The following is a 20,009-nucleotide window of genomic DNA, read 5'->3' as shown; positions in this document are numbered from 1 at the left end:
CGCCAGGGGGATGATCAGCGGGCAAAGGCCGTTCACTTCATCGCCTTGTTGGGCCGCATCGATCGACCGTCACGAGAGCACGTCGGTGGCGGTCTTCGCCCCAAGGACGTTAATCACGAGGACGATTGTGCCGCAGCGCTTCTTGGCGCGCACGACCGTGACGTACGTCGGCCACGAGAACTTCTTGTCCGGGTCCACGTCGCGCTGGACCTCGAGGACGATCGCCAACGCCAGTCTGCCATTCGCGTCTCGAAGCTCGAGCACCAGGTCAGCCCGGAACTCCACCGGGATGAGCTGGTCGAGCGACGACTCGACCACCGCGACCGAGGCGTGCGGGCGACCTCGACGCCCCACTTCCATGGCAGGCCGGCCCAACGTGCTCGCGCGCCGCGAAGGTCAGCGCCACGCGCGCTGCGCGCCGCCGTCAGCGGTCGCCGCGGCCTCGCCGGGCCGCGCGATCCGCCTCTTCCTCGCCGAGCTCCTCGAACTCCGCCTCCTCCGCGTCGAGCGGCGCGATCCGCGACCGCTTCGACGCGCCCTCGACCGGCGCCGGCGGCGGAGCGCTCCCGCGGATCTCCTGCGCGATCCGCGAGAGCACCGTCGCGACCCCCTCCTCGACCGCATGCCCGAAGTCCTCCGCGCTCTGCTCGAGGCGCTGCTTGCGCTCGAGGCGCTCGGCCCTGCGCTGCTCCTTCAGCCGCCGGTGCTGCTCTTTCCGCGCCTGCGCGGCGCTGCGCTCGAGCTCCCCGCGGATCTGGCGCGGGGACACGTCGCTGGAGAGCGCGCCGAGCGCGTGGAAGGCGAGCCCCAGGCCGCACCCGAGCAGCGGCCAGAAGAACCACCACGGCCCGTCCGTGAGCGCGTTCACCGCGAAGAGGAACGCGTTCACGAGGAGGAACGAGAACAGGTGCGTGCGGAACCCCTTGCGCCGGCGCGCAAGGATGGCCTCGCGCGCCTCCTCCTCGCCCCGGACATGCTCGACGTCGCGCGACGCAGCCTCGATGGCGCCCCGCGAGATGCCGATCTCCTCGGCCGCCGCGACGAGTTCGTCATGGCTCACGCCGCGCGCCTGCGTGTCCCGGAGGGCGCGCTCCAGGATGGCCCGCACCTCGGCCTCGGTGTACTGCCGCCCGCTCTGCTTGCCCGGTCTCGTCATCGCTCTCCTCGCGACCGCGCGGAGCATACGCTTGACCGCGTGCGGCCGCGCCGCTTCCATGAACGCAAGGACCCCATGAGCAGCGAAACCGCCTCACACCGCGTGGGGACCACGATCCGCAACAAGTGGACGCTGGAGCGGCTGCTCGGCGCCGGCGGCATGGCCGCCGTCTACGTCGGCGTCCACCGGATCGGCCGCCGGGACGCGCTCAAGATCCTGCACCCGCAGGCCGCGCAGTCGAAGGAGATCTGCGACCGGTTCGAGCGCGAGGCCCAGGCCGCGAACCGCTTCCGCCACCCGGGCGCCGTCGAGATCCGCGACATCGACGTCGCCGAGGACGGGGCGCCGTTCCTGGTGATGGAGCTGCTCGAGGGCGAGTCGCTCGCCCAGCGCGAGCGCCGCCTCGGCGGCCTCCCGCTTGCCGAGGTGCTCCGCTTCACCGCGCAGGTGCTCGACACGCTCGCCGCGGCGCACGCGCAGGGGATCATCCACCGCGACATCAAGCCGCCCAACCTGTACGTCGTCGGCGACGGCGCGGGGGACGCGCCCGCGCAAGGCGGCGGCCCGCGCATCAAGGTCCTCGATTTCGGGCTCGCGCGGATCCGCCAGGACTCGAGCCTCCAGGGGGAGCTCACGCGGATGGGCCTGGTGCTCGGCACGACGCCGTACATGCCGCCGGAGCAGGCGAAGGGCCGCGACATCGACGCCCGCGCCGACCTGTTCGCGGTCGGCGCCACCATGTTCCGGCTGATCGCCGGCCGCCACGTCCACGAGGCGAGCACCGACTTCGACCTCCTGCTGAAGATGGGGAGGGAGCCGGCGCCGCCGCTCGCGCAGCGCGCGCCGTACGCGCCGCGCGACGTGTGCCTCGTCGTCGATCGCGCGCTCGCCTTCGACCGCGATCAGCGCTACCCCGACGCGCGCCAGATGCTGGAGGACGTGCGCGCCCTCCTGCGCAGCGAGCCGCCGCCGTGCGCGTCGCGGTTCGCGCATGCGCTCGCTCCGGACGCGATCACGCTGCGAGAGCAGCCGTCGCCCCGAGGCGCCGCGGACGAGGGCGGGCCCGCCACGATCGCGGTGCACCCCGCGAGCGTCTCGACCTCCATCGCCGTCGACTGGAGCGACGAGCCTCCCGTGAGCGGCGGCTCCATCACCAAGGAGTGGGTGCGCCCCGAGGCCGCCAAGGAGGACTCGATCGCCGTCGACTGGAGCGACGAGCCGCTCGACGCGGGCGCGCCCGCCTCGCGCCCGGCGCGGCGCTGACCGGGCGGCGGGCGATCCGTCAGCCGGGGGTGAAGGCGCCGCCGCCCGAGCAAGACGCGAGCCGCTCGGCTAGGATGCGCCGGCCATGCTCGGCGAAGCGAAGCGGATCTACCTGGCCACGCGGAAGAAGCACGATCAGCTCTTCAACACGTACCTGATGCGCCCGCTCGCCGGCGGCGTGGTCGCGCTGCTCGCGCGGACCTCGATCACGCCGAACCAGGTGACGCTGCTCAACCTCGCCGTGTTCGTGGTCGCGGCGGCGCTGCTCGTCGCGCTGCCCACGGCGGCGGGGGGGCCTCGTCGCCATCGCCGTGCTCGAGCTGAGCTACCTGCTCGACTGCGCCGACGGGATGCTGGCGCGGCACAAGCAACTCGCGTCGAAGGAGGGCCACCTCTTCGACTTCTTCACGGACGAGCTCAAGGCGGTGCTCCTCTCGGGGGCCCTCTCGATGCGCCTCTTCAGCGCCGGCGGCCTCGGGCTCGACGGCGGCCGCTGGCCCGGCGGGGACCCGCGCTTCCTGCTCGCCGGCGTCGTCGGGGTCGCGGTGATCGCCTCGGCGATCTCGCTGACGAACTTCGTCCGCCGCCCCGAGATCAGCGGCAAGGAGACGTCGGTCTCCGCCTATTACGAGACGGCCACGGAGGAGCGGCCCCGGTCGTCCGCCGCCCGGGCGGCGGCGCTCGTGATGACGTTCCTGCGCTTCCTGAACCACTACCCGAGCCACATCTGGGCGTTCGCGCTCGCGGACCGGCTCGACGTATTCTTCTGGATGTATGTGCTGATCAACCTCCTTTACCTCGCGAAGGGCTGGCTCGGGCTGCTGCTCAGGTTCGGACGGTCGTAATCCCTCATCGCCCCCCGCCGTAGGGCCATGTCATAAGATCAACGCATCGAGACGACCCACCCTGCGTTCGTGTGCGCGATGACCGAGCAGCGTGACCCGCCCCGACGGACTGATGGATATCTTGAGCCCGGTTGCGGTATGAACGCACGATGGCGATCCAAGACCTTTCCGACTTCCTGCGCGCCGATCCTCGCTTCACCACCCGTCGCAAATGGCTGATCCTGAGCGAGTTCGTGTACACTTCCACGGGTGAGAAGGTGGAAGAAGGCTTCCGCTACTTCACCTGCCCGATCGGAGCGCTCACCACCGCCCTGGAGAGGCGGGACTTCGCCGCCATCGCGAAGCTCCCCTTCGCCCTCGACGAGGACGGCGACCCGGACACCTCCGCGGTGCGCCTGGATCTCGCCTACACCGCGTCCGGTGCGCTCGCCGCCTTCCAGCCCGTGGAGTTTCGCGACCACGCGCCCACGCCCCTGTCAGCGCCCGTGATCCTCGAGCGTGCCGAGGCCCAGGCGCTCCGCGACGTGTTGCGAGAGCTCGACCAGTCTGCCTAGCACTCCAGCCGCGGTGAGAGGCAGCACCTCTGGCACGCACGCAGCCAGGTGCTGCTCCCTCGCGCCACGCGGCCATGCTGGCAGCCGCTCCTCGCATCCTTGCAAGCTTGCAAGCTCCCCGGAGGCTCGGTTAAAGCGCCTCGATGCGGAGATCCCTTCCCTGGCTGGCTTGCTTCACCCTCGGCCTCGGGCCTGTCGGCTGCGGCACAGAGGGAGATGACACGACCCCGGCCACAACTGCGGAGTACAAGCACCCTTTGCCGGAAGGCGAGAGCATCTGTGGGCGAATCGACTTCGAGGAGATGTTTCCTTTCTCCCTTCGATCCTCGACGCTCCCGGTGCTCGTCCATCATTACAAGGCGGAAGAGCGCGACACCGCGCGCCAGGTCCTCGCGTTCGTCGAGGAGGGCTGGGACTATCATGTGAACCAGATCGGCATGCGCCCGCCCATCGGCGATGGTGGAGAGTGCGGACCGGACGACGCGTTGGACGTGTTCGTGTGGAGAGGCCACCGCAGCTGCCTCGTCGACGTCCTCGGAGGCGAGCCGTCGACCTCGTGGGACGACCGGCATCCCACCATGATCGTCGATCCGTGGGGGCCTTACGGCGGCTCCGCGCTCGAGGAGACCGTGGTGCACGAGATGGCGCACGCCTCGCAGGCCGCCGACGACTGGAGCGAGAGCCCCGTCGTCTTCGAGATGTCGGCGTTGTTCCTCGACCAGGTCCGCGCGGATCACTACGCGGGCGAGAGCCTGGCCGATTTCCAGAGGCACCCGGACTGGGCCATCGACCACAACGACCATTACGAGACGTGGTCCATGTACGGCGCCTCCATGGTGCTGCTCTACCTCAAGGATCGGTTCTTCGACGGCGATCCGAGGTTCGTCTCGCGCATGTGGCTCGGGTCGCGCGACGCTGCCGGCCCAGGCGACGGCGCGCAGCCCAACGAGCCTGACTTCGTCGATGCGCTCGATGCGATGCTCCGAGAGGCGGCGGGCACAAGCTATGTCGAGGCCGTCCCCGAGCTCGCGCGCTGGCGCTGGTACACCGGTGATCACATCGACGACCGCCATTTCCGGCACTTCGCGGGTGGCCTGGAGAACCTCGCGGCGGCCAAGCTCTCGCTGGCGGCCCAGGTCGAGGCCAGGCCGGGCAGGATCGACATCCGCGAGCGCGCGCCGATGTTGCTCGGCACCAGCTATATCGAGCTCTCGGCGGGCGCGGACACGCCTCGATCGCTCCGGGTGTCGCTCGAGGCGCCCGACGACGCGAGGCGCCGCTTCGTCGTCCAGGCCGTCCCCGGTCTGACGCCCGACTCGGACGGCGAGATCCTGGATCTGTCGTCCGGCTCCGCGGAGCTGAAGCTCGCAGCGGACGGGAAACGAACGCTCGTGGTGACCGCGCTGCCCACCGGGGCCTACGATCCCGATACGAGAGGTGAAGATCGGTATCCGTTCACCCTGATCGTGCACCACGACGCGGCCGCCGATCCCGGCGTGGAGGCGCGGCGAGGGCGGCTCTCGGCGCCTGATCCGAGGTGAGGCGCCGAGAGCCCACCTCCATCCGCCTGCCGAAAACTGGCCCTCCTCCCCCTCCTGTGCACTACGGTCGGCGCGCCATGGACACGCCGCCTCGAACGCGCGCCGCAGCCACGCTCGCGGCGAGCCGCCATGCGCTCGCACTCCTCGCGCTCGCCGCGTCTCTCTCGGCCTGCGGCCGCTCCGGGAGCGCCGCCGACGCGCCCATCGAGCTCCCCGGCGCCGCCGGAAGCCAGAAGGCCCAGGGCGCCTCCGCCGCCGCCCTCGCCTCCCCTGCGGCCCTCGCCTCGTCTGCCCCGGCCGAGGACGAGCCGCCGCCCGGCCTGCCCGCGGGCCCGCCGATCGTCTCGCTCGGCGGCGTCGCCACCCCGCCGGCGCCGGTCCCCGAGGGCCGCCCGCGGCTCGCCAGCACCTCGATGCTCACCCGCGTCCTTGCGCGGCCCAGCACCGACGCGAAGCCCGTCGGCTTCCTGCGCGCCGGCGCGGTCGTGGAGATGGATCCCGAGCCCGCCGGCACGTCCGGGTGCCCCGGGGGCTTCCGCAAGATCAAGCCGTTCGGCTACGTGTGCGTCGGCCCCGATGCGACGCTCGACCTCGACGACGAGATCGTCCGCGCTGCGGCCCGCCGCCCCGACGTCACCCACAAGCTCCCGTACATGTACGGGACCGTCACGCGCGGCGGCCCCGCCTACGCGCGCATCCCGACCGAGGACGATCTCGCGCGCTTCGAGCCCAACCTCAAGAAGCACCTCGATCGCTGGGCCAGGGACGAGGAGAGCGGCGCCACCTACGGCCTCGACGTCTGGCTCAAATGGAGCGCCGAGCCAGCCCCGCCCGCGCTCGACGCGCTCGCGCAGCGCATCACCGATCGCGAGATCCCCTGGTACCTGCGCGACGGCCGGCGCGCCCCCAACCTCTCCGGCCTCATCAAGACCAGCGACGCCGTGAAGATCGACGAGGTCTCGCGGCGCAACGGGATGGCCTTCCTCGAGTCGTTCCTCCACGAGGGCCGGCGCTACAACGTCACCACCGATCTGCGCGTCATCCCGGCCGACAGGTTCCGCCCCATCCGCGGCTCCGAGTTCCACGGCGTCGAGATCGGCAAGGACGTCGACTTCCCGTTCGCGCTCGTGCGCCGCGCCGGGGGCAAGCGGTGGCGCCTCGTGGGCAAGAAGCTCGTCGACGGCGGAGAGCTCGAGTGGCGATCCGCCGTGCCGCTCACCGGCAAGCAGCAGTTCTTCGGCGGCAAGCTGCACTACGAGACGAAGGACGGCGACTGGGTCGACGACCGCCACGCAGGCCGCATCGACCCTGCCAAGAAGATGCCTGCCTGGGGCAAGAACGGCGAGAAGTGGCTCGACGTCAACATCACGAAGCAGGTGCTCGTCGCCTACGAGGGCACGAAGCCCGTCTATGCGACGCTGATCTCGAGCGGTGAGGCGGGGCTCGATGATCACGAGTCCAGCACCGCGACCAAGCGCGGGATCTTCCGTATCCACACGAAGTTCGTCACGAGCACCATGGACTCGGACACCGTCGGCGAGGAGTTCGAGCTGCGCGACGTGCCTTACGTGCAGTACTTCGAGGAGGGGTATGCGCTGCACGGCGCGTACTGGCACGACAAGTTCGGCCGGCCCAAGAGCCACGGCTGCATCAACCTGTCTCCAGAGGACGCCCGCCGCCTGTTCTTCTGGACCGAGCCGGCCGTCCCGCCGGGATGGCACGGCGCAGCGCGCTCGCTGACCGGCACCGTGGTGTTCGTCCACCCCTGAGCCGCGCGGCGCCTCTGCCGTGGAGCGCCCGGCAGCCCCTTTGCTCAGGGAGGGCAAGGGCAGCACGAACGCTCGGCGCGCGCGCGCACGCGAGAGGAGTAGGACAGATCGATCGAGGGTCACAGTCCGTGCGACTGCCGGCTCGAACGGCGCCGGGGTCGTGGTAGCGTCCCGCCCATGCAGCTTGCCGTCGTGGGAACAGGGTATGTCGGCCTCGTCGCCGGCGCGGGGTTCGCGGATTTCGGGAATGACGTGGCGTGCGTCGACGTGTCCGCTGCCAAGATCGAGATGCTGAAGCGCGGAGAGGTGCCGATCTACGAGCCCGGCCTCGACGTGCTGATCGCGAAGAACACGCGCGACGGCAGGCTCCGGTTCTCCACCGACGTCGCCAGCGCCATCCGCGACGCCGAGATCGTCTTCATCGCCGTCGGGACGCCCCAGGCGGACGACGGCTCCGCAGACCTCTCCGCCGTCGAGGCCGTCGGCGAGACGATCGGCAAGAACCTGAACAATTTCAAGGTGATCGCCACGAAGAGCACGGTCCCCGTCGGGACGGCGGACCGGCTCCGACAGATCATCGGCGCGAACGCCACCCAGCCGTTCGCTGTCGCGTCGAACCCGGAGTTCCTCAAGGAGGGCGACGCGGTGAACGACTTCATGAAGCCCGACCGCGTGATCATCGGCTCGGACGACCCGAAGGCCCGCGAGATCCTGCGCCACCTCTACAACCCGTTCGTGCGGGCGAGCGACCGCATCCAGCTCATGGACGCGCGCTCGGCCGAGCTCACCAAGTACGCCGCGAACGCGCTGCTCGCGTCGCGCATCTCGTTCATGAACGACCTGGCCGTGCTCGCGGAGAAGGTCGGCGCGGACATCGAGCTCGTGCGCAAGGGCGTCGGGGCCGACCCCCGCATCGGCACGAAGTTCCTGTTCGCCGGCCCCGGGTTCGGCGGATCGTGCTTCCCCAAGGACCTCTCGGCCATCCTCTACACCGCGGGCTCCGTCGGGCACGATCTGGAGATCGTCCGGGCGACGGAGCGGATCAACGCGCGGCAGAAGCGGCTGCTCGCCAGCAAGGTGAGCGCCCACTTCGACGGCGCGCTGAAGGGGAAGACGATCGCGGTCTGGGGGCTCGCGTTCAAGCCGCAAACGGACGACATCCGCGAGGCGCCGGCGCTCACGCTCATCGACGCGCTGCTCGAGGCGGGCGCGACCGTCCAGGCGCACGACCCGCAGGCGATGCCGAACGTGCGCGCCATCTACGGGAACCGCATCCTCCTGAGCGACGGCATGTACGGCGCGGCCGAGGGCGCGGACGCGCTGGTCGTCGTCACCGAGTGGCACGAGTACCGGCGCCCGGATTTCCACCGGCTGAAGCGCATCCTGAGCTCCCCGACGCTCTTCGACGGGCGCAACATCTGGGAGCCGGACGAGCTCCGCGGCATGGGGTTCGTTTACACGGGCATCGGCAGGAAGTAGCACCCCAAACCCGATAGCGCGGCACGCCGGCGGCGCCGCGCCGCTCAGGCGTCGTCGTGGCCTGGCGGCAGCACCTGGCGGCGGGTGGTCGGCGCTTCCTCGCCGACGTACCGCGGCAAGTTCGCGGGCGTCTGGTTGCGGCTGCCCGACAGCTCCTCGCCGAGGTGCCGCGTCCCGTTCGCGGGCGTGTGACGCCGGCTGCTCGGCGGCTCCTCGCCGAGGTGGCGCCCGGCGATCGGCGTCGGCATCGACATCCGCCGGCTGCTCGGCGGCTCCTCGCCGGTGTGCCGGTCCCAGCGCCGCTCGAGCATCTTCCGATCGACGCCGATGAGGCGCGCCGCCGCCGCCTTGTTGCCGCCGCAGCTCTCGATCGCGTGGTGCAGGACGGCGCGCTCGATCACGCGGAGCTTCGATCCCAGCCGCTCGGGCAGCGCGAGCAGGGCGCGCGCCAGCCGGTCGATCTCCGCGGTGGCGTCCACGACCGGGCGCTCGCGCGCGAGCTCCTCGAGCGTGGGGACGTCGATGAGATCGTCGTCCGCGAGCAGCCCCAGCCGCTCGACGACGTTCCGGAGCTCGCGCACGTTGCCGGGCCAGGGCCGCCGGACCAGCCACGCGATCGCGTCGTCGGTGTAGCGCAGCTTGCGCGGGAGCTCCGCGCTGAACGCGAGCAGGAGCTCGATGAGATCGGCGTCGCGCTCGGCGAGCGACGGGACGTGCACCGTGACGACGTTGAGCCTGTAGAAGAGGTCCTCCCGGAAGCGCCCCTCGCTGATGCGCTTCTCCAGGTCGACGTGGGTCGCGGCGAGGACGCGGGCGCGCAGCGGGATCTCCGACTCGGCGCCGAGGGGGCGGAAGCGGCGATCCTCGACGACGCGGAGGAGCTTCGCCTGGAGCTCGCCGGGCATCTCGGCGATCTCGTCGAGCAGGATGGTGCCGGCGCCCGCGAGCTCGAGCTGGCCGCGCATGCGCTTCTCGGCGCCGGTGAAGGCGCCGCGCTCGTGCCCGAAGATGAGCGACTCGATGAGCGTCCCCGGCAGCGCAGAGCAGTTGACCGCGACGAACGGCTCGCCGCGGCGCGAGCTCATCTCGTGCAGCGCGCGGGCGACCATCTCCTTGCCGCTGCCGGTCTCGCCGCGGATGAGCACCGTCTTGTTCGACTCGGCGACCCGCTCGATGATCCGGCGGACGCGCTCCATCCCCGCGGACGAGCCGAGGAGCGCCTTCGTGCCGAACGTGCGGTCGACCCGCTCGCGGAGCCGCACCACCTCGCCCTTCAGGAGCAGCCGCTCGCGCTGGCCCTCGATGATCGGCAGGAGCATCTCCGGGCAGAGCTCGTCCTTCAGCACGTAGTCCTGCGCGCCGAGCCGCATGGCCTCGCGGATCTCGGAGAGCTCGCTGACCGACGTGACCATCAGCGCGGGCGTGCTCCGCCCCGAGGCCCGCACGCGCCGCAGGATCTCCAGGCCGCCGCGGTCGCGCGGATCGTCCGACAGACGCACGTCGAGGAGCAGGAGGTCCGGCGCGCTCCGCTCCACGGCGGCCATCGCGTCGTCCAGGCCGACCGCCTCGATCACCTCGACCTCGTCGAGCGCGGCCAGGATCTGCCGCAGCGTGCGGCGGCCGCTCCGCTGATCATCGACGATCAGGATCTTCACGCGACCTCGTCCTCAGCGGTCATGGAGACGTCGGCGGCGGGGATCGAGATCACGAACCGCGTCGTGCCGTCGCGCCGCTCCGGCTCGATCAACCACCCGTGGGCGCGGACGATGCGGTGCGTGATGGCGAGCCCGAGCCCGGTCCCACGCGGCTTCGTCGTGTACCAGGGCGCGAAGAGGCGCGACGCGTCCCCCGAGATGCCCGGCCCCGTGTCCCACACGACGAGCTCGGCGCCGCTCTCGGTGGTCTCCCAGACGACCCCGATCGTCCCCTTGTCGCCGGCCGCGTCGAGGCCGTTCGAGAGGAGGTTGACGAGCACCTGCGTGGCCTGATCGGGATCGCAGCGGAGCCTCGATCCCGCGCTCACGCGCGCCTCGATCCGCCGCTTGCCGAGCTGATCGCGCAGGAGCATCTCCGCCCGGCTGACGAGCTCCTCGACCGCGAGGCGGCGGCGCTCGAGCTTCCTGTGCGTCACCCGGCGCAGCCCCATCACGAGGCGCTCGAGGCGCTCGACCTCCTCGCAGCCGATCTCGACCTCCTCGGCGTCCAGGCTCTGGTTGCTCGAGCCGCGCTTGAACACGGAGCGGAAGAAGTTGATCGGGTAGCGCACCTCGTGGGTGATCTCGGCCGCGAGCGTCTCGATGAGCGCCGCGCGCTCGTCGCGCCACGCGGCGGCCTGCTCACGCCGCCGCCGCTCCAGCTCCGCGTAGCTGTGGGCGTGCGCCATGGCGAGCGCGGCCTGGTTGCCGATCGTGCGGAGCAGGTCGAGATCCTCGCTCGTGAACAGGGCGCCGCCGCGCTTCTTGCCCACCTCGAGGACGCCGAGCAGCCGGCCGCGGAACATGACCGTCAGCGAGAGCTCGCTCGCGCTCGCGCTCTTCTCGGAGGGCTCGACCTCGATGACCCGCTCGCCGCTCGACTCGTCCGCCCTCGGCGCCGGCTCGCCCGGCGCGGCGCCGGCGTTGCCCGCGCTCGCGCCGTCGGCCGCGTCGACCGCGATGCGACGGAAGGTGACCCGCTCGCAGGAGAGCCAGCGCGCCACCGTGCGCTCGACCGCGAAGGCGACCTCGTCGGGATCGGCGACGAGCGTCAGCTCCTCGCTGAGCTGCTCGACGGTGGGCTTGTACTCCGCGCGCGCCGGGAAGAGCTTCCGATCGCCGGCGCCGAGCGCGAACACGACGAGCGCCGCGCTGACGACGGCGGCCGGCGCCGCGACCTTGATCGCGCCGAGCAGCGGGAGGCCGGCGTACCCCGCGCACGCGGAGCAGAGGATCACCGTGAGCGCGACCATCATGCAGGCGATGATGACGCGCGTGAGCGGGCGCGACAGGAGCGCGCGGCTCCCCCAGAGGTCGTAGCGGATGAACGCGACGACGCTCGAGACGGGCGTGAGGGCGAGCGCGGGGATCGCGAACCACGCGAGCGTCGACGCCGGGGCGCCGAGCATGGCCAGCATGAAGCCCAGGGCGATCACCACGTGCGGCGGCGCCATCGCGAGGAGCAGCGCGCGCAGCGTGCGGCGGCGGTCGCCCTCCGCCGCGGCGAAGCGGAGGATCAGCGTGGTCGCGAAGAAGAAGAACGACGCCACGAACAGGATCGCGCAGACGCTCCGGAGCGCGACGGTGGTCCAGCCCATCGCGTGCGAGGCGAGCAGGGCGGCGGCGAGCAGGCCGCCGAGCCCGTGCGCGATCCGCGCGAAGACGGGGTAGCGCGCGATGAGCGGGACGTCGTCCGGCAGCCGCAGCGCCAGCGTGAAGAAGCTCATCGGGACGAGCGCGTAGGCGACGTGGAAGAACGGGACGAGGTGGCGCGAGCTGTGGTAGTCGAACAGCGCGAACTGGAAGAGCGCGGCGAACAGCGCGGCGCTCGCGAAGGCGCGGGCGAGCTTGCCGCGAGGGCTCGCGCTGAGGGCGATGAGCGCGGCGCCCACGTAGAGCGAGGCGACGACCATCAGCCCGCCGGCGTAGAACCACCAGGCGAGCGCGTCGAAGGGGACGAGGGAGAGCTCGACGTCGCGCAGCCCCTCCGCCGTCTCGACGCGGGCCTTCACCGAGCGATGCCCCTCGCGCGCCGCCCTCTCGACCGCCGCATCCCAGGCGCCGGCGCGGTAGCGCCCCGCGGTGCTCTCGAGGCGCCAGCCGTCGACCTCAACGACGCGATCCGGGTACCGGAGGCCCTTCTGGAAGCCCTCCCAGGACGGCAGGCCCACGCTCGAGACCACGCCGTCCGGATCGACGAGCACGCCGGGGAACGGGCGCTCGTACCAGCTCAGAGCGCTCCTCATCCCCGAGCCGCCCAGCACGAGCGCCGCGAGGACAACCACCGCGAGGAGCCAACGCCGATTCTCGATAGCGGGCATCGGGAGAGCCGACGGCGCGCAAATTGCGCCGCCAGCCACTCACGATACGCTGGAATTCCGAGTGAACCAACGGGCCTCGCGCGCCGGACGGCGTGCAACGCGCCCGGCACCCGCGATCCTGGCGCCCCAGCAGCGCTACTACGCAATTATTATTACGTTTTCCCGCGGAGATGAGAGCGGGATCACCCCACGGCGGGACGGGAGCGCGCTCAGGCGGCGCCCTCGTGCGCGTCGCCGTCCGTGGCGTCCGCGAACACGACGTCGGCCAGCGCTCCGAAGCGAGACTCGACCTCGGCGACGGCGGCGGCGTCGGTCGCCGATCGCTCGAGCCGGTCGAGCACGGCGGTGATCTCGTCCCGCACGCGCGGCGAGGGCGGCGGCGCCGCGCGGCTCGCCGCGAGGGCGCGGACGAGGAGCGAGAGCTGCCGCAGCACGGCGCCGGCGCCGTGGGCGCGCCGGCGCCGGGGGTCGCCCGCGGTGAGGCGGGCGTGGCGCACGAGCGCGCAGACGCCGTGGCAGAGGCTCGGGTCGGCGAGCAGCGCCCGGACGGCCCAGCGCGCGAGGCGGCGCGAGTACAGGCGGCGGAGGAGCGGGCCCTCGGCGCGGACGTCGTGCCAGATGCGCGCGGCGCCGTCCTCGCCGATGAGCACCAGCGCGAGCGCGATCGGATCTCCGGCGGCGAGGCAAGCTCGACCGGCGTCGATGCGGCCGTAGCCGTGCTTGGCGTTGTGGCCGTCGCGATCGCGCCCGTCGGGGAGCACGTCCCACGGGTCGGCGATCGGCTCGGCCGACGCGGGCGCCGCGGGAGGCACCGGGGCGAGCGTGCGCATCACGAGGGCGTCGAGCTCGGGCAGGCGGAGCGACGGGTTCTGCGACAGGATGAGGAGCAGCGAGCCCGCGGCGAGCGCCGAGGCCCCGCTCGACTCGGCGTGGCAGAGCCGCTCGAGCGCGGGGGTCGCGCTGGACGCGGACGGCAGCGGGCAGGCGAGGTCGTCCCCTGGCGCGAGCCACCGCACCGCCGGGCCGCGGTTGGCGAAGGGGCGACTCCGCCCCCGGCGGTCCCGCCAGAGGAACCACCCGTCGCCGCGGGCGCCCGGACCGACGCAGAACACGCGCGGGTCGCTCGCGGGCTCGCCGAACCCGAGCGAGAAGCTCGCGTGCAGCGACTCGGGAGGGCTCGAGGCCTCGCGGCCGGTGGGGAACACGACGGGGCAGCCCCGGCCGCGGCGCCCGAGGCGGGCGGCGAACTCGAGCGCGTCGTCGAGCATGGGCGTCGTCGAGCCCTCGACGTACGCGGCGCACACAACGACGTCGGCGCCGTCGCTGACCGCCTGGACGATCGCGACCGGCAGGGCGAGGACGCACGATCCAGGCTTCGGGATCAGGTAGAGCCGGGGCGACGCGTCCGGCGCGACGCCGCGGAACCCGCCGGGGCGACGGCCCCCGACGGCCCACGCGACCATGAACGCGCCGTGCGCCTGGCTGCGCGGCGGCTGCTCCATCATGACGAGCACCTCGCGCTCGAGGCCGAGCTCGTCGGCCGTCCAGGCGTCGTCGTCGATGACCCCGAGGCGCATCCCGGCGCCGCCCCCGCAACGGCGGCGATCGACGCCGATCCCGCCGCCCTCGTCGCGCAGGAACCAGCGGCCAGGGGTGACGGGCTCGTCCTCGTCCGACGCGCCGCGCGCTTTCCACCCCTCGGGGCGCGCCGCGGCGCCGGCGGCCGCGTCGAAGCGGGGGGCGACGGCGGCGCTCGGGCGCCGGGCCGACGCGACGTAGCGCACCGGCAGCGCCGCGGCCGAGAGCGCCGCGACGACGTCCGCGCGCCGCCCGCGATCGGGGGATCGGACGCGGAGCCAGAAGATGGGCGTCCGCTCGATGACGCGCTCGACCGCGACGCCAGACCAGCGCTCCCCGAGCGCCTCGGCGACCGCGTCGGGCGCGACGGGGCACCGCGAGGCGACGACGACGTCGAGGGGACCACCGTCGTCGTCGCCGGCGGCGGTGGGGACCGGGGCATAGCCGAAGTCCCACGGCGGGCGCCGCGGGCGCGTCCTCGGCGCGGCCGACGACGCGGGAGGCGGCGCGCTCTTGCGGCCGGGCGCCGGACGCGCGCGCGCGGACCCCTCCTCCGGAGAGCCCGCCCCCCCTCGCGCGGCCGCGCCGCGGCCGCGGCTCATGCCAGCACGGCCTTGGCCCAGGCGTTGAGCGCGTGGGCGCGGTTGGCGAAGCCGGGGCTCTCGGCCTCGCACCGCGCGAGCTCCTGGGCTTGCCCCTCCCTCCCCTCCGCCCAGGCCGCGACGCGGCGAGCGCCGAGCACGGCGGCCCGCCGCCGCGCGGCGCGGAAGCACCGGCGCTCGCCGTCGAGCATCGCCGCGAGGACGCCGGACTCGAGGACGATCCGGCGGACGGGGAGCAGGGACGAGGGCGCGTCGGGGATCGGCGGCTCGCTCTGCGCCTTCGGCGTCACCGCGATCCCCCAGGGCGGCGTGCCGAGCGGCCCGTACGCGACGGCACCGCGGTGGCGCGGCTCCGAGGCGCGCTCCCGATCGCGCTCTTCGGCCTGGGGCTCTCCGTGCGCGCGCGATCGGAGCTCCGAGGCCAGGACGACGGCCCAGGCGCCGCCTCGCTGGTAGTCGTCCTGCCAGTCCATGACGTCGTCGTGGAGCTGCAGCCCGAGCCACACCGACGACAGCAGCCGCGCGAGCACTTCGCGCCGCTCGGCGTTCCAGCCGGCGGCGTGCGCGAGGGCGATCGACGCCGGGAAGCCGACGCTCTGCTTGCCGAGGGAGAGCGCGTAGTAGCGGCTGAAGCCGGCGGGCCCGCCGCTCGCCAGGAGGCTGCGCTCGGTCTCGATGGCGAACAGCGTCGCGTCGTCCGCGCGCGCGAAATCGATGGCCGGGTCGTCGACGCCTGGCGCGACGCGGCGGAGCGCGTCGTCGCGCGCCCGCCGAGCGTGCGCCAGGATGGCCTCGAGCTGCCAGGTCGGGCGGACCTGCTTGTCCTTGATGCGATCGGTGCCGAACGCCTCGATGACGGCGAGCATGTGCGCGAGCAGCGCGTCCTGTACCGTGGCCCCGCGGACGCCCGGCATGGCCTCCGCGAGCAGCGCGGGCGCGGCCAGCGTGATCTCGTTGCTGAACACGGCGCTCCAGGGCACGTCGCGCGACGGGGACAGGCCGAGCGTGTAGGCCAGCCCCTGCGCGTCGGCGTGCAGCATCCCGGGGAGGGTCCGCCAGAACGCCTTGTAGAGCTCGTCCACCCAGAGGGCGTCATCCATGCGCGGGCACCTCCATCGCCCGGCGCGCCGCGCCGGGCTCGGCGCTCGCGGTGCGCGGCGCGCTCCGGGCGCCGGTAGATGGCGCCGGGGCAGAGCCGCGCCGGTGAGACGTACGCCGATGGCGGTGCAACCCCGCCTGTCGCCTGCGCCGCAGCATCAATAGACGTTCGACTCCTTCCAGGGCGACAGGCACACGTTGAAGCGCTCCTCGACCACGATCGCGCGCCACTGGAGCACCTGGGAGGCGCTCAGCCCATCAAAGAAGCCGCCGATCCAGGAGCGGATGCGGCCGTTGAGCTGCGCGCGGATCCTGGCCGCGTCCACCGGCTCCTCGTCTGCCTCGGGCGCGACGACGTAGAGGGCGAGCAACTGCTTGAACTCGTCGAAGTACTCCTGGTTTCGGAGCAGCGAGATGTAGAGCGCACGCAGCTGTGCGTGCGGGTCGATCGAATTCACGGTTTGCATGGGCCTCCGCCGCCGGCCCACCGCCGGCGTCGGACGGCACATTGCACGTCACGGGCCGCCGGTGGCCAGCGCGTAAGCCATTGAAATCATTCGATCGCCAGCGGCGGCCGGCGGCGGTCGATACCCGAAACCGACCATCATCTGCCCGAATCCGACCGCTCCGCTCGACGCGATGTCGCCTTTCCACGGAGGTGGACATAGACATGTCCAGCGCTGCTCGTGCCCGACACGACACCAGCCGGGATCGCAAAAGACGCACCGACGCAGGCCGTTTATTTCATACGCAACCGAATAGAGCAGTGAAACTGGATCACTTCCCACCGCCGAAGCTCGGGCTGCCCCCCCCGCTCGGAATGAAGATGACGCCGCCGCCGCCCCCACCGCAGTCGCTGAGCGCGATGAGAATGAGGAGGACGACGATCAGGACGACGACGATGACGACGACCGTGCCGGCGCTGGCGCTCGTCCCGCCGCCGAACGAGGGGCTCGGCGGGGGCGGCAGGTGGAAGGCGGCGGCGAGCTCCTTCCCTGGAAGCGGTGAGCAGAATGACACGCTCACCTCGGTCGGGGCCTGCTCGATGCTGACCTTGCCGCCTTCGCCCTCGTACTCCGTGGCCTGCACCGCCTCGCCGATCTCGACCTTCCAGTAGAACTCGCCGATGACGTATTCCACCTCGGCGTGGACGCTCTGCTTGAGCGCGTACGTCCGCCCTTGATAGCTCGCCGTCGAGCCCATCGGCTGGACCTCGCCGGGTGAGAGAGGCGTCACGAGCTGCCACGCGCCGTCCTCTTCCATCAGCCACAGGTAGCCGACGCTCGGCCCGCCGTAGAGCAGGTACTCCCGCCAGCGGTAGCGCTCGCCCTCCACCGTGCAGCCCCGGATGACGAAGCCGATGCAGAGCACGCGCGTGCCGCGGAGCTGGCCCTCGGCGCCGAGCGGGACGTACGGCTCCATGGGCGGCCGTGGGACCTGGCCGAGCGCGACGAGCGCGCCCTTCGTGAGGTCGCTCGCCGTACCGCAGTACCGGCAGACGATGCGCTCCGTGGTGCCGGGCGCGGCGAGCGGAAGGTTGCCGCCGCAGTTCGGGCACGCGACGGCCGACACCTGCGCTGTGGGCTGGTCCACAGGGGCGCCGGTGTCGAGCTTCATCACGGCCGGGTCGATCTGCCGGCCCAGGTAGAGCTTGGGCGGGATCATCCGCCCGTCGCCGTAGTCGAGCGTCCCGAACTCGCCCCTCGGCCCAGCGATGTCGACGAAGCCCGTCACCACGCCCGGCGCGGCGACGTAGGGCATCTCTCCTTCGGCGGAGATCACGCGCCGGCTGCCGACCTCGACGACGGTGAACATGCCGTGCCCCTCGAGGTGGACACGGCCGCCCGGCTGGAGGGAGCTCCACTGCGGCAGCCCGTTCAGCGGGAGCGGCGCCTCGGTGGTGGCGTACCAGCGCCCCTGAGCGAAGGCGACCCACGTCCAGCGACCGCTGGCCGGGAACGCGATGAAGATCTCCTGCCAGGGCGCGCCCGGCGCGCTGGCCCGATCGAGCTGGACGCGGCCGTCGACAACGAACGGCTCGTTGCCCCAGCGCCCGGTGACGCCGAGCTGGAGGGGCGTTGGTATATCGACCAAGTCGGCGACGCGCCCGACGGCGCGGAGGTCCCGATCGGTGCGCGCGACGACGAACTTGCAGTGCTTGCACACCTGCGCCATCGCGCCCGCGAAGCGAAACGTGATCGGCGCGCCGCAGGAGGGGCACGCGGCTGCTCGGTCGAAGGGCGTGCTCACGCGAGCACCATACTAGAAGCCTCGACGACGGAAGAGGAAGCGTTTCAGGTGCGCTCGTCGACATCACACGCAGCACGTCGCACGTCGCACGTCGCACGTCGCACGTCGCACGTCGCACGGAGCACGTCGTGCGTACCGCACACGCCGCACGCCGCAGCTCGTCAGCGCGCGGACGCTCGCCAGAGCTCACCAGCGCGCCGGCGAGCCCGAACAGGCTGTGGTCCAGCGCGAGCGGTGCTAGGACCGCGCCGATGCCGGCCACCGAGGAGAGCCCTGCGGGAGCTCGGGGCGCCCCTCCCGGGGACGCTCCGGCGCCCTTTCCTGCTGCGCAGCCGCTGCCCCGGCTCGTGCACCCGGCGCTCCTCGCGAGCGTGTTCGTCATCGCCACGTCGGGGCTCGTCTACGAGCTCATCACCGGCACGCTCGCGAGCTACGTCCTCGGCGACTCGGTGACGCAGTTCAGCTTCGTCATCGGCCTTTACCTGTTCGCGATGGGGATCGGCTCGTACCTCTCCCAGTACATCGAGAGCCGGCTCCTCGAGCGCTTCGTCGAGATCGAGCTCGGCCTCGCACTCGTCGGGGGGCTCTCCGCGCCGATGCTCTTCCGGGTGTACACGGCGCTCGGTTCGTTCCGCGCGCTGCTCTACTCGCTCGTGCTGCTCATCGGGGTGCTCGTGGGGCTCGAGATCCCGCTGCTCATCCGGCTGCTCAACTTCTCGCTCGATCTCAAGCGGCTCGTCGCGCGCGTGCTCACGCTCGACTACATCGGCGCGCTGGCCGCGAGCCTGCTCTTCCCCTCGCTCCTCTTGCCGCGCCTCGGGATCCACCAGACGAGCCTGTTCTTCGGCATGCTCAACGCGGCCGTCGCGATCACGAGCACGTTCCTGTTCCCCCTCGATCGCGCCGTCGTCGTCCGGCTGCGGGCGCTCTGCCTGATCGTGATCGCTGGGCTCGGGGTCGCCTTCGCGCTCGTCTCGCGGTTCGTCGAGCGCTCGGAGGCGCTCTATTTCGGGGCGCCCATCGTCTACGCGGCGCAGTCGCCCTACCAGCGCCTCGTCATCACGAGGAGCCCGCGCACGACGCGCCTCTTCCTGAACGGCAACCTCCAGTTCTCGTCGGACGACGAGCACCGGTACCACGAGGTGCTCGTGCACCCGGCCGTCGCCGCGCTGGGGCGCGAGCCGCGGCGCGCGCTGATCCTCGGCGGCGGCGACGGGCTCGCAGCGCGCGAGCTGCTCCGTTACCCGTCGGTCGAGCAGATCCTGCTCGTCGACCTGGACGGCGCGGTCACCGGCGCCTTCCGCGATCTGCCGCTCGCCGCGGAGCTGAACCAGGGCTCGCTCCGCGACCCGCGCGTCGCCGTCCGCAACGAGGACGCGTTCAAGTACCTCGAGGAGTCGACCGAGTCGTTCGATCTCGCGATCGTCGACTTCCCCGATCCGGGCAACTACGCCGTCGGCAAGCTGTACACGGACGCGTTCTATCACCTGCTCCGGCAGCGGCTCTCCGTGCGCGGGCTCGCCGTCGTCCAGGCGACGTCGCCTCACTACGCGCGCGAGTCGTTCTGGTGCGTCGTGACGACGCTCGAGGCGGCCGGCTTCAAGACCGCGCCGCTCCACGTCTACGTTCCGAGCTTCGGCGAGTGGGGCTTCATCCTGGCGGGCGGCGAGGGGCTCGCCGCGCCAGGCGCCCTCCGGATCGATCCGTCGAGGCTCCGCTACCTCGACTCGAGCGGCCTGCCGGAGCTCTTCCGGTTCCCTCGCGATCTCGGCCGCGTCGAGGCGCCGATCAACCGGCTGAACGACCAGAAGCTCGTCTCCGTGTACACGCGCGAGTGGGCCGAGTGGACCCGGTGATCC

16 protein-coding genes are annotated in these 20,009 nt (G+C 72.1%); 7 read left to right on the top strand and 9 right to left on the bottom strand.

Annotated features, from left to right (window positions below):
- Window positions 1-69 precede the first annotated feature (69 nt).
- Window positions 70-360, bottom strand: coding sequence for a hypothetical protein (locus tag POL72_RS24685; protein WP_272098011.1), 291 nt, complete (start codon window positions 358-360; stop codon window positions 70-72).
- A 64-nt stretch (window positions 361-424) separates the two neighbouring features.
- Complete coding sequence (locus tag POL72_RS24680) at window positions 425-1,156, bottom strand: 2TM domain-containing protein (RefSeq protein WP_272098010.1); 732 nt, start codon at window positions 1,154-1,156, stop codon at window positions 425-427.
- A 75-nt stretch (window positions 1,157-1,231) separates the two neighbouring features.
- Here POL72_RS24680 and POL72_RS24675 point away from each other — a divergent pair, with 75 nt between their 5' ends.
- Complete coding sequence (locus POL72_RS24675) at window positions 1,232-2,419, top strand: serine/threonine-protein kinase (RefSeq protein ID WP_272098009.1); 1,188 nt, start codon at window positions 1,232-1,234, stop codon at window positions 2,417-2,419.
- A gap of 135 nt (window positions 2,420-2,554) precedes the next feature.
- Here POL72_RS24675 and POL72_RS24670 read toward each other — a convergent pair whose 3' ends face one another.
- A complete protein-coding gene (locus POL72_RS24670) occupies window positions 2,555-2,701 on the bottom strand; it encodes a hypothetical protein (protein WP_272098008.1) in 147 nt (48 codons plus the stop codon).
- A 29-nt stretch (window positions 2,702-2,730) separates the two neighbouring features.
- Here POL72_RS24670 and POL72_RS24665 point away from each other — a divergent pair, with 29 nt between their 5' ends.
- The 5 genes from POL72_RS24665 to POL72_RS24645 all read left to right on the top strand — a co-directional run bounded on the left by POL72_RS24665 (window position 2,731) and on the right by POL72_RS24645 (window position 8,607).
- Window positions 2,731-3,264, top strand: a complete 534-nt coding sequence (locus tag POL72_RS24665; protein ID WP_272098007.1) for a CDP-alcohol phosphatidyltransferase family protein — start codon at window positions 2,731-2,733, stop codon at window positions 3,262-3,264.
- A 149-nt stretch (window positions 3,265-3,413) separates the two neighbouring features.
- Window positions 3,414-3,818 (top strand): hypothetical protein, encoded by a 405-nt coding sequence (locus POL72_RS24660; RefSeq protein ID WP_272098006.1) that lies wholly within the window; start codon window positions 3,414-3,416, stop codon window positions 3,816-3,818.
- 302 nt (window positions 3,819-4,120) lie between these two features.
- On the top strand, window positions 4,121-5,359 hold the full coding sequence (locus POL72_RS24655; RefSeq protein WP_272098005.1) for a hypothetical protein: 1,239 nt from the start codon (window positions 4,121-4,123) through the stop codon (window positions 5,357-5,359).
- 77 nt (window positions 5,360-5,436) lie between these two features.
- A complete protein-coding gene (locus POL72_RS24650) occupies window positions 5,437-7,128 on the top strand; it encodes a L,D-transpeptidase (protein WP_272098004.1) in 1,692 nt (563 codons plus the stop codon).
- A 177-nt stretch (window positions 7,129-7,305) separates the two neighbouring features.
- Window positions 7,306-8,607: a UDP-glucose dehydrogenase family protein gene (locus tag POL72_RS24645; protein WP_272098003.1), complete on the top strand. Its 1,302-nt coding sequence runs from the start codon at window positions 7,306-7,308 to the stop codon at window positions 8,605-8,607.
- A 44-nt stretch (window positions 8,608-8,651) separates the two neighbouring features.
- Here the strand turns inward: POL72_RS24645 and POL72_RS24640 are convergent, their stop codons facing one another.
- From POL72_RS24640 to POL72_RS24615, 6 genes are all read right to left on the bottom strand, one after another.
- Window positions 8,652-10,262, bottom strand: coding sequence for a sigma-54-dependent transcriptional regulator (locus tag POL72_RS24640; RefSeq protein ID WP_272098002.1), 1,611 nt, complete (start codon window positions 10,260-10,262; stop codon window positions 8,652-8,654).
- Window positions 10,259-12,622 (bottom strand): sensor histidine kinase, encoded by a 2,364-nt coding sequence (locus POL72_RS24635; RefSeq protein WP_272098001.1) that lies wholly within the window; start codon window positions 12,620-12,622, stop codon window positions 10,259-10,261. The genes POL72_RS24640 and POL72_RS24635 overlap by 4 nt, the downstream gene beginning before the upstream one ends.
- Window positions 12,623-12,831: 209 nt before the next feature.
- Complete coding sequence (locus POL72_RS24630) at window positions 12,832-14,802, bottom strand: S8/S53 family peptidase (RefSeq protein ID WP_272098000.1); 1,971 nt, start codon at window positions 14,800-14,802, stop codon at window positions 12,832-12,834.
- A complete protein-coding gene (locus POL72_RS24625; protein WP_272097999.1) occupies window positions 14,799-15,902 on the bottom strand; it encodes a hypothetical protein in 1,104 nt (367 codons plus the stop codon). Before POL72_RS24625 ends, POL72_RS24630 begins: the two co-directional genes overlap by 4 nt.
- Before the next feature lie 156 nt (window positions 15,903-16,058).
- Window positions 16,059-16,367 carry a hypothetical protein gene (locus tag POL72_RS24620; RefSeq protein ID WP_272097998.1) on the bottom strand — a complete coding sequence of 103 codons (309 nt, stop codon included), beginning with the start codon at window positions 16,365-16,367 and terminating at the stop codon, window positions 16,059-16,061.
- 310 nt (window positions 16,368-16,677) lie between these two features.
- Window positions 16,678-18,150, bottom strand: coding sequence for a DUF4178 domain-containing protein (locus POL72_RS24615; RefSeq protein ID WP_272097997.1), 1,473 nt, complete (start codon window positions 18,148-18,150; stop codon window positions 16,678-16,680).
- Window positions 18,151-18,401: 251 nt separating this feature from the next.
- Between POL72_RS24615 and POL72_RS24610 the strand changes: the two genes are divergently transcribed.
- Window positions 18,402-20,006, top strand: coding sequence for a polyamine aminopropyltransferase (locus POL72_RS24610; RefSeq protein ID WP_272097996.1), 1,605 nt, complete (start codon window positions 18,402-18,404; stop codon window positions 20,004-20,006).
- Window positions 20,007-20,009: the final 3 nt, after the last annotated feature.

This window comes from Sorangium aterium, from assembly GCF_028368935.1.
GTDB lineage: Bacteria > Myxococcota_A > Polyangia > Polyangiales > Polyangiaceae > Sorangium > Sorangium atrum.
Note: the sequence above shows the minus strand (reverse complement) of the source record. Positions and strands in the feature narration are given on the sequence as shown.

Excerpts from the sequence above, each read along its gene's own strand:
- POL72_RS24680 (WP_272098010.1), bottom strand. The coding sequence starts at position 1,156 with ATGACGAGACCGGGCAAGCAGAGCGGGCGGCAGTACACCGAGGCCGAG.
- POL72_RS24620 (WP_272097998.1), bottom strand. The coding sequence starts at position 16,367 with ATGCAAACCGTGAATTCGATCGACCCGCACGCACAGCTGCGTGCGCTC.
- POL72_RS24655 (WP_272098005.1), top strand. The coding sequence starts at position 4,121 with ATGTTTCCTTTCTCCCTTCGATCCTCGACGCTCCCGGTGCTCGTCCAT.
- POL72_RS24675 (WP_272098009.1), top strand. The coding sequence starts at position 1,232 with ATGAGCAGCGAAACCGCCTCACACCGCGTGGGGACCACGATCCGCAAC.
- POL72_RS24635 (WP_272098001.1), bottom strand. The coding sequence starts at position 12,622 with ATGCCCGCTATCGAGAATCGGCGTTGGCTCCTCGCGGTGGTTGTCCTC.
- POL72_RS24625 (WP_272097999.1), bottom strand. The coding sequence starts at position 15,902 with ATGGATGACGCCCTCTGGGTGGACGAGCTCTACAAGGCGTTCTGGCGG.
- POL72_RS24660 (WP_272098006.1), top strand. The coding sequence starts at position 3,414 with ATGGCGATCCAAGACCTTTCCGACTTCCTGCGCGCCGATCCTCGCTTC.
- POL72_RS24645 (WP_272098003.1), top strand. The coding sequence starts at position 7,306 with ATGCAGCTTGCCGTCGTGGGAACAGGGTATGTCGGCCTCGTCGCCGGC.
- POL72_RS24630 (WP_272098000.1), bottom strand. The coding sequence starts at position 14,802 with ATGAGCCGCGGCCGCGGCGCGGCCGCGCGAGGGGGGGCGGGCTCTCCG.
- POL72_RS24650 (WP_272098004.1), top strand. The coding sequence starts at position 5,437 with ATGGACACGCCGCCTCGAACGCGCGCCGCAGCCACGCTCGCGGCGAGC.
- POL72_RS24685 (WP_272098011.1), bottom strand. The coding sequence starts at position 360 with ATGGAAGTGGGGCGTCGAGGTCGCCCGCACGCCTCGGTCGCGGTGGTC.
- POL72_RS24610 (WP_272097996.1), top strand. The coding sequence starts at position 18,402 with ATGCCGGCCACCGAGGAGAGCCCTGCGGGAGCTCGGGGCGCCCCTCCC.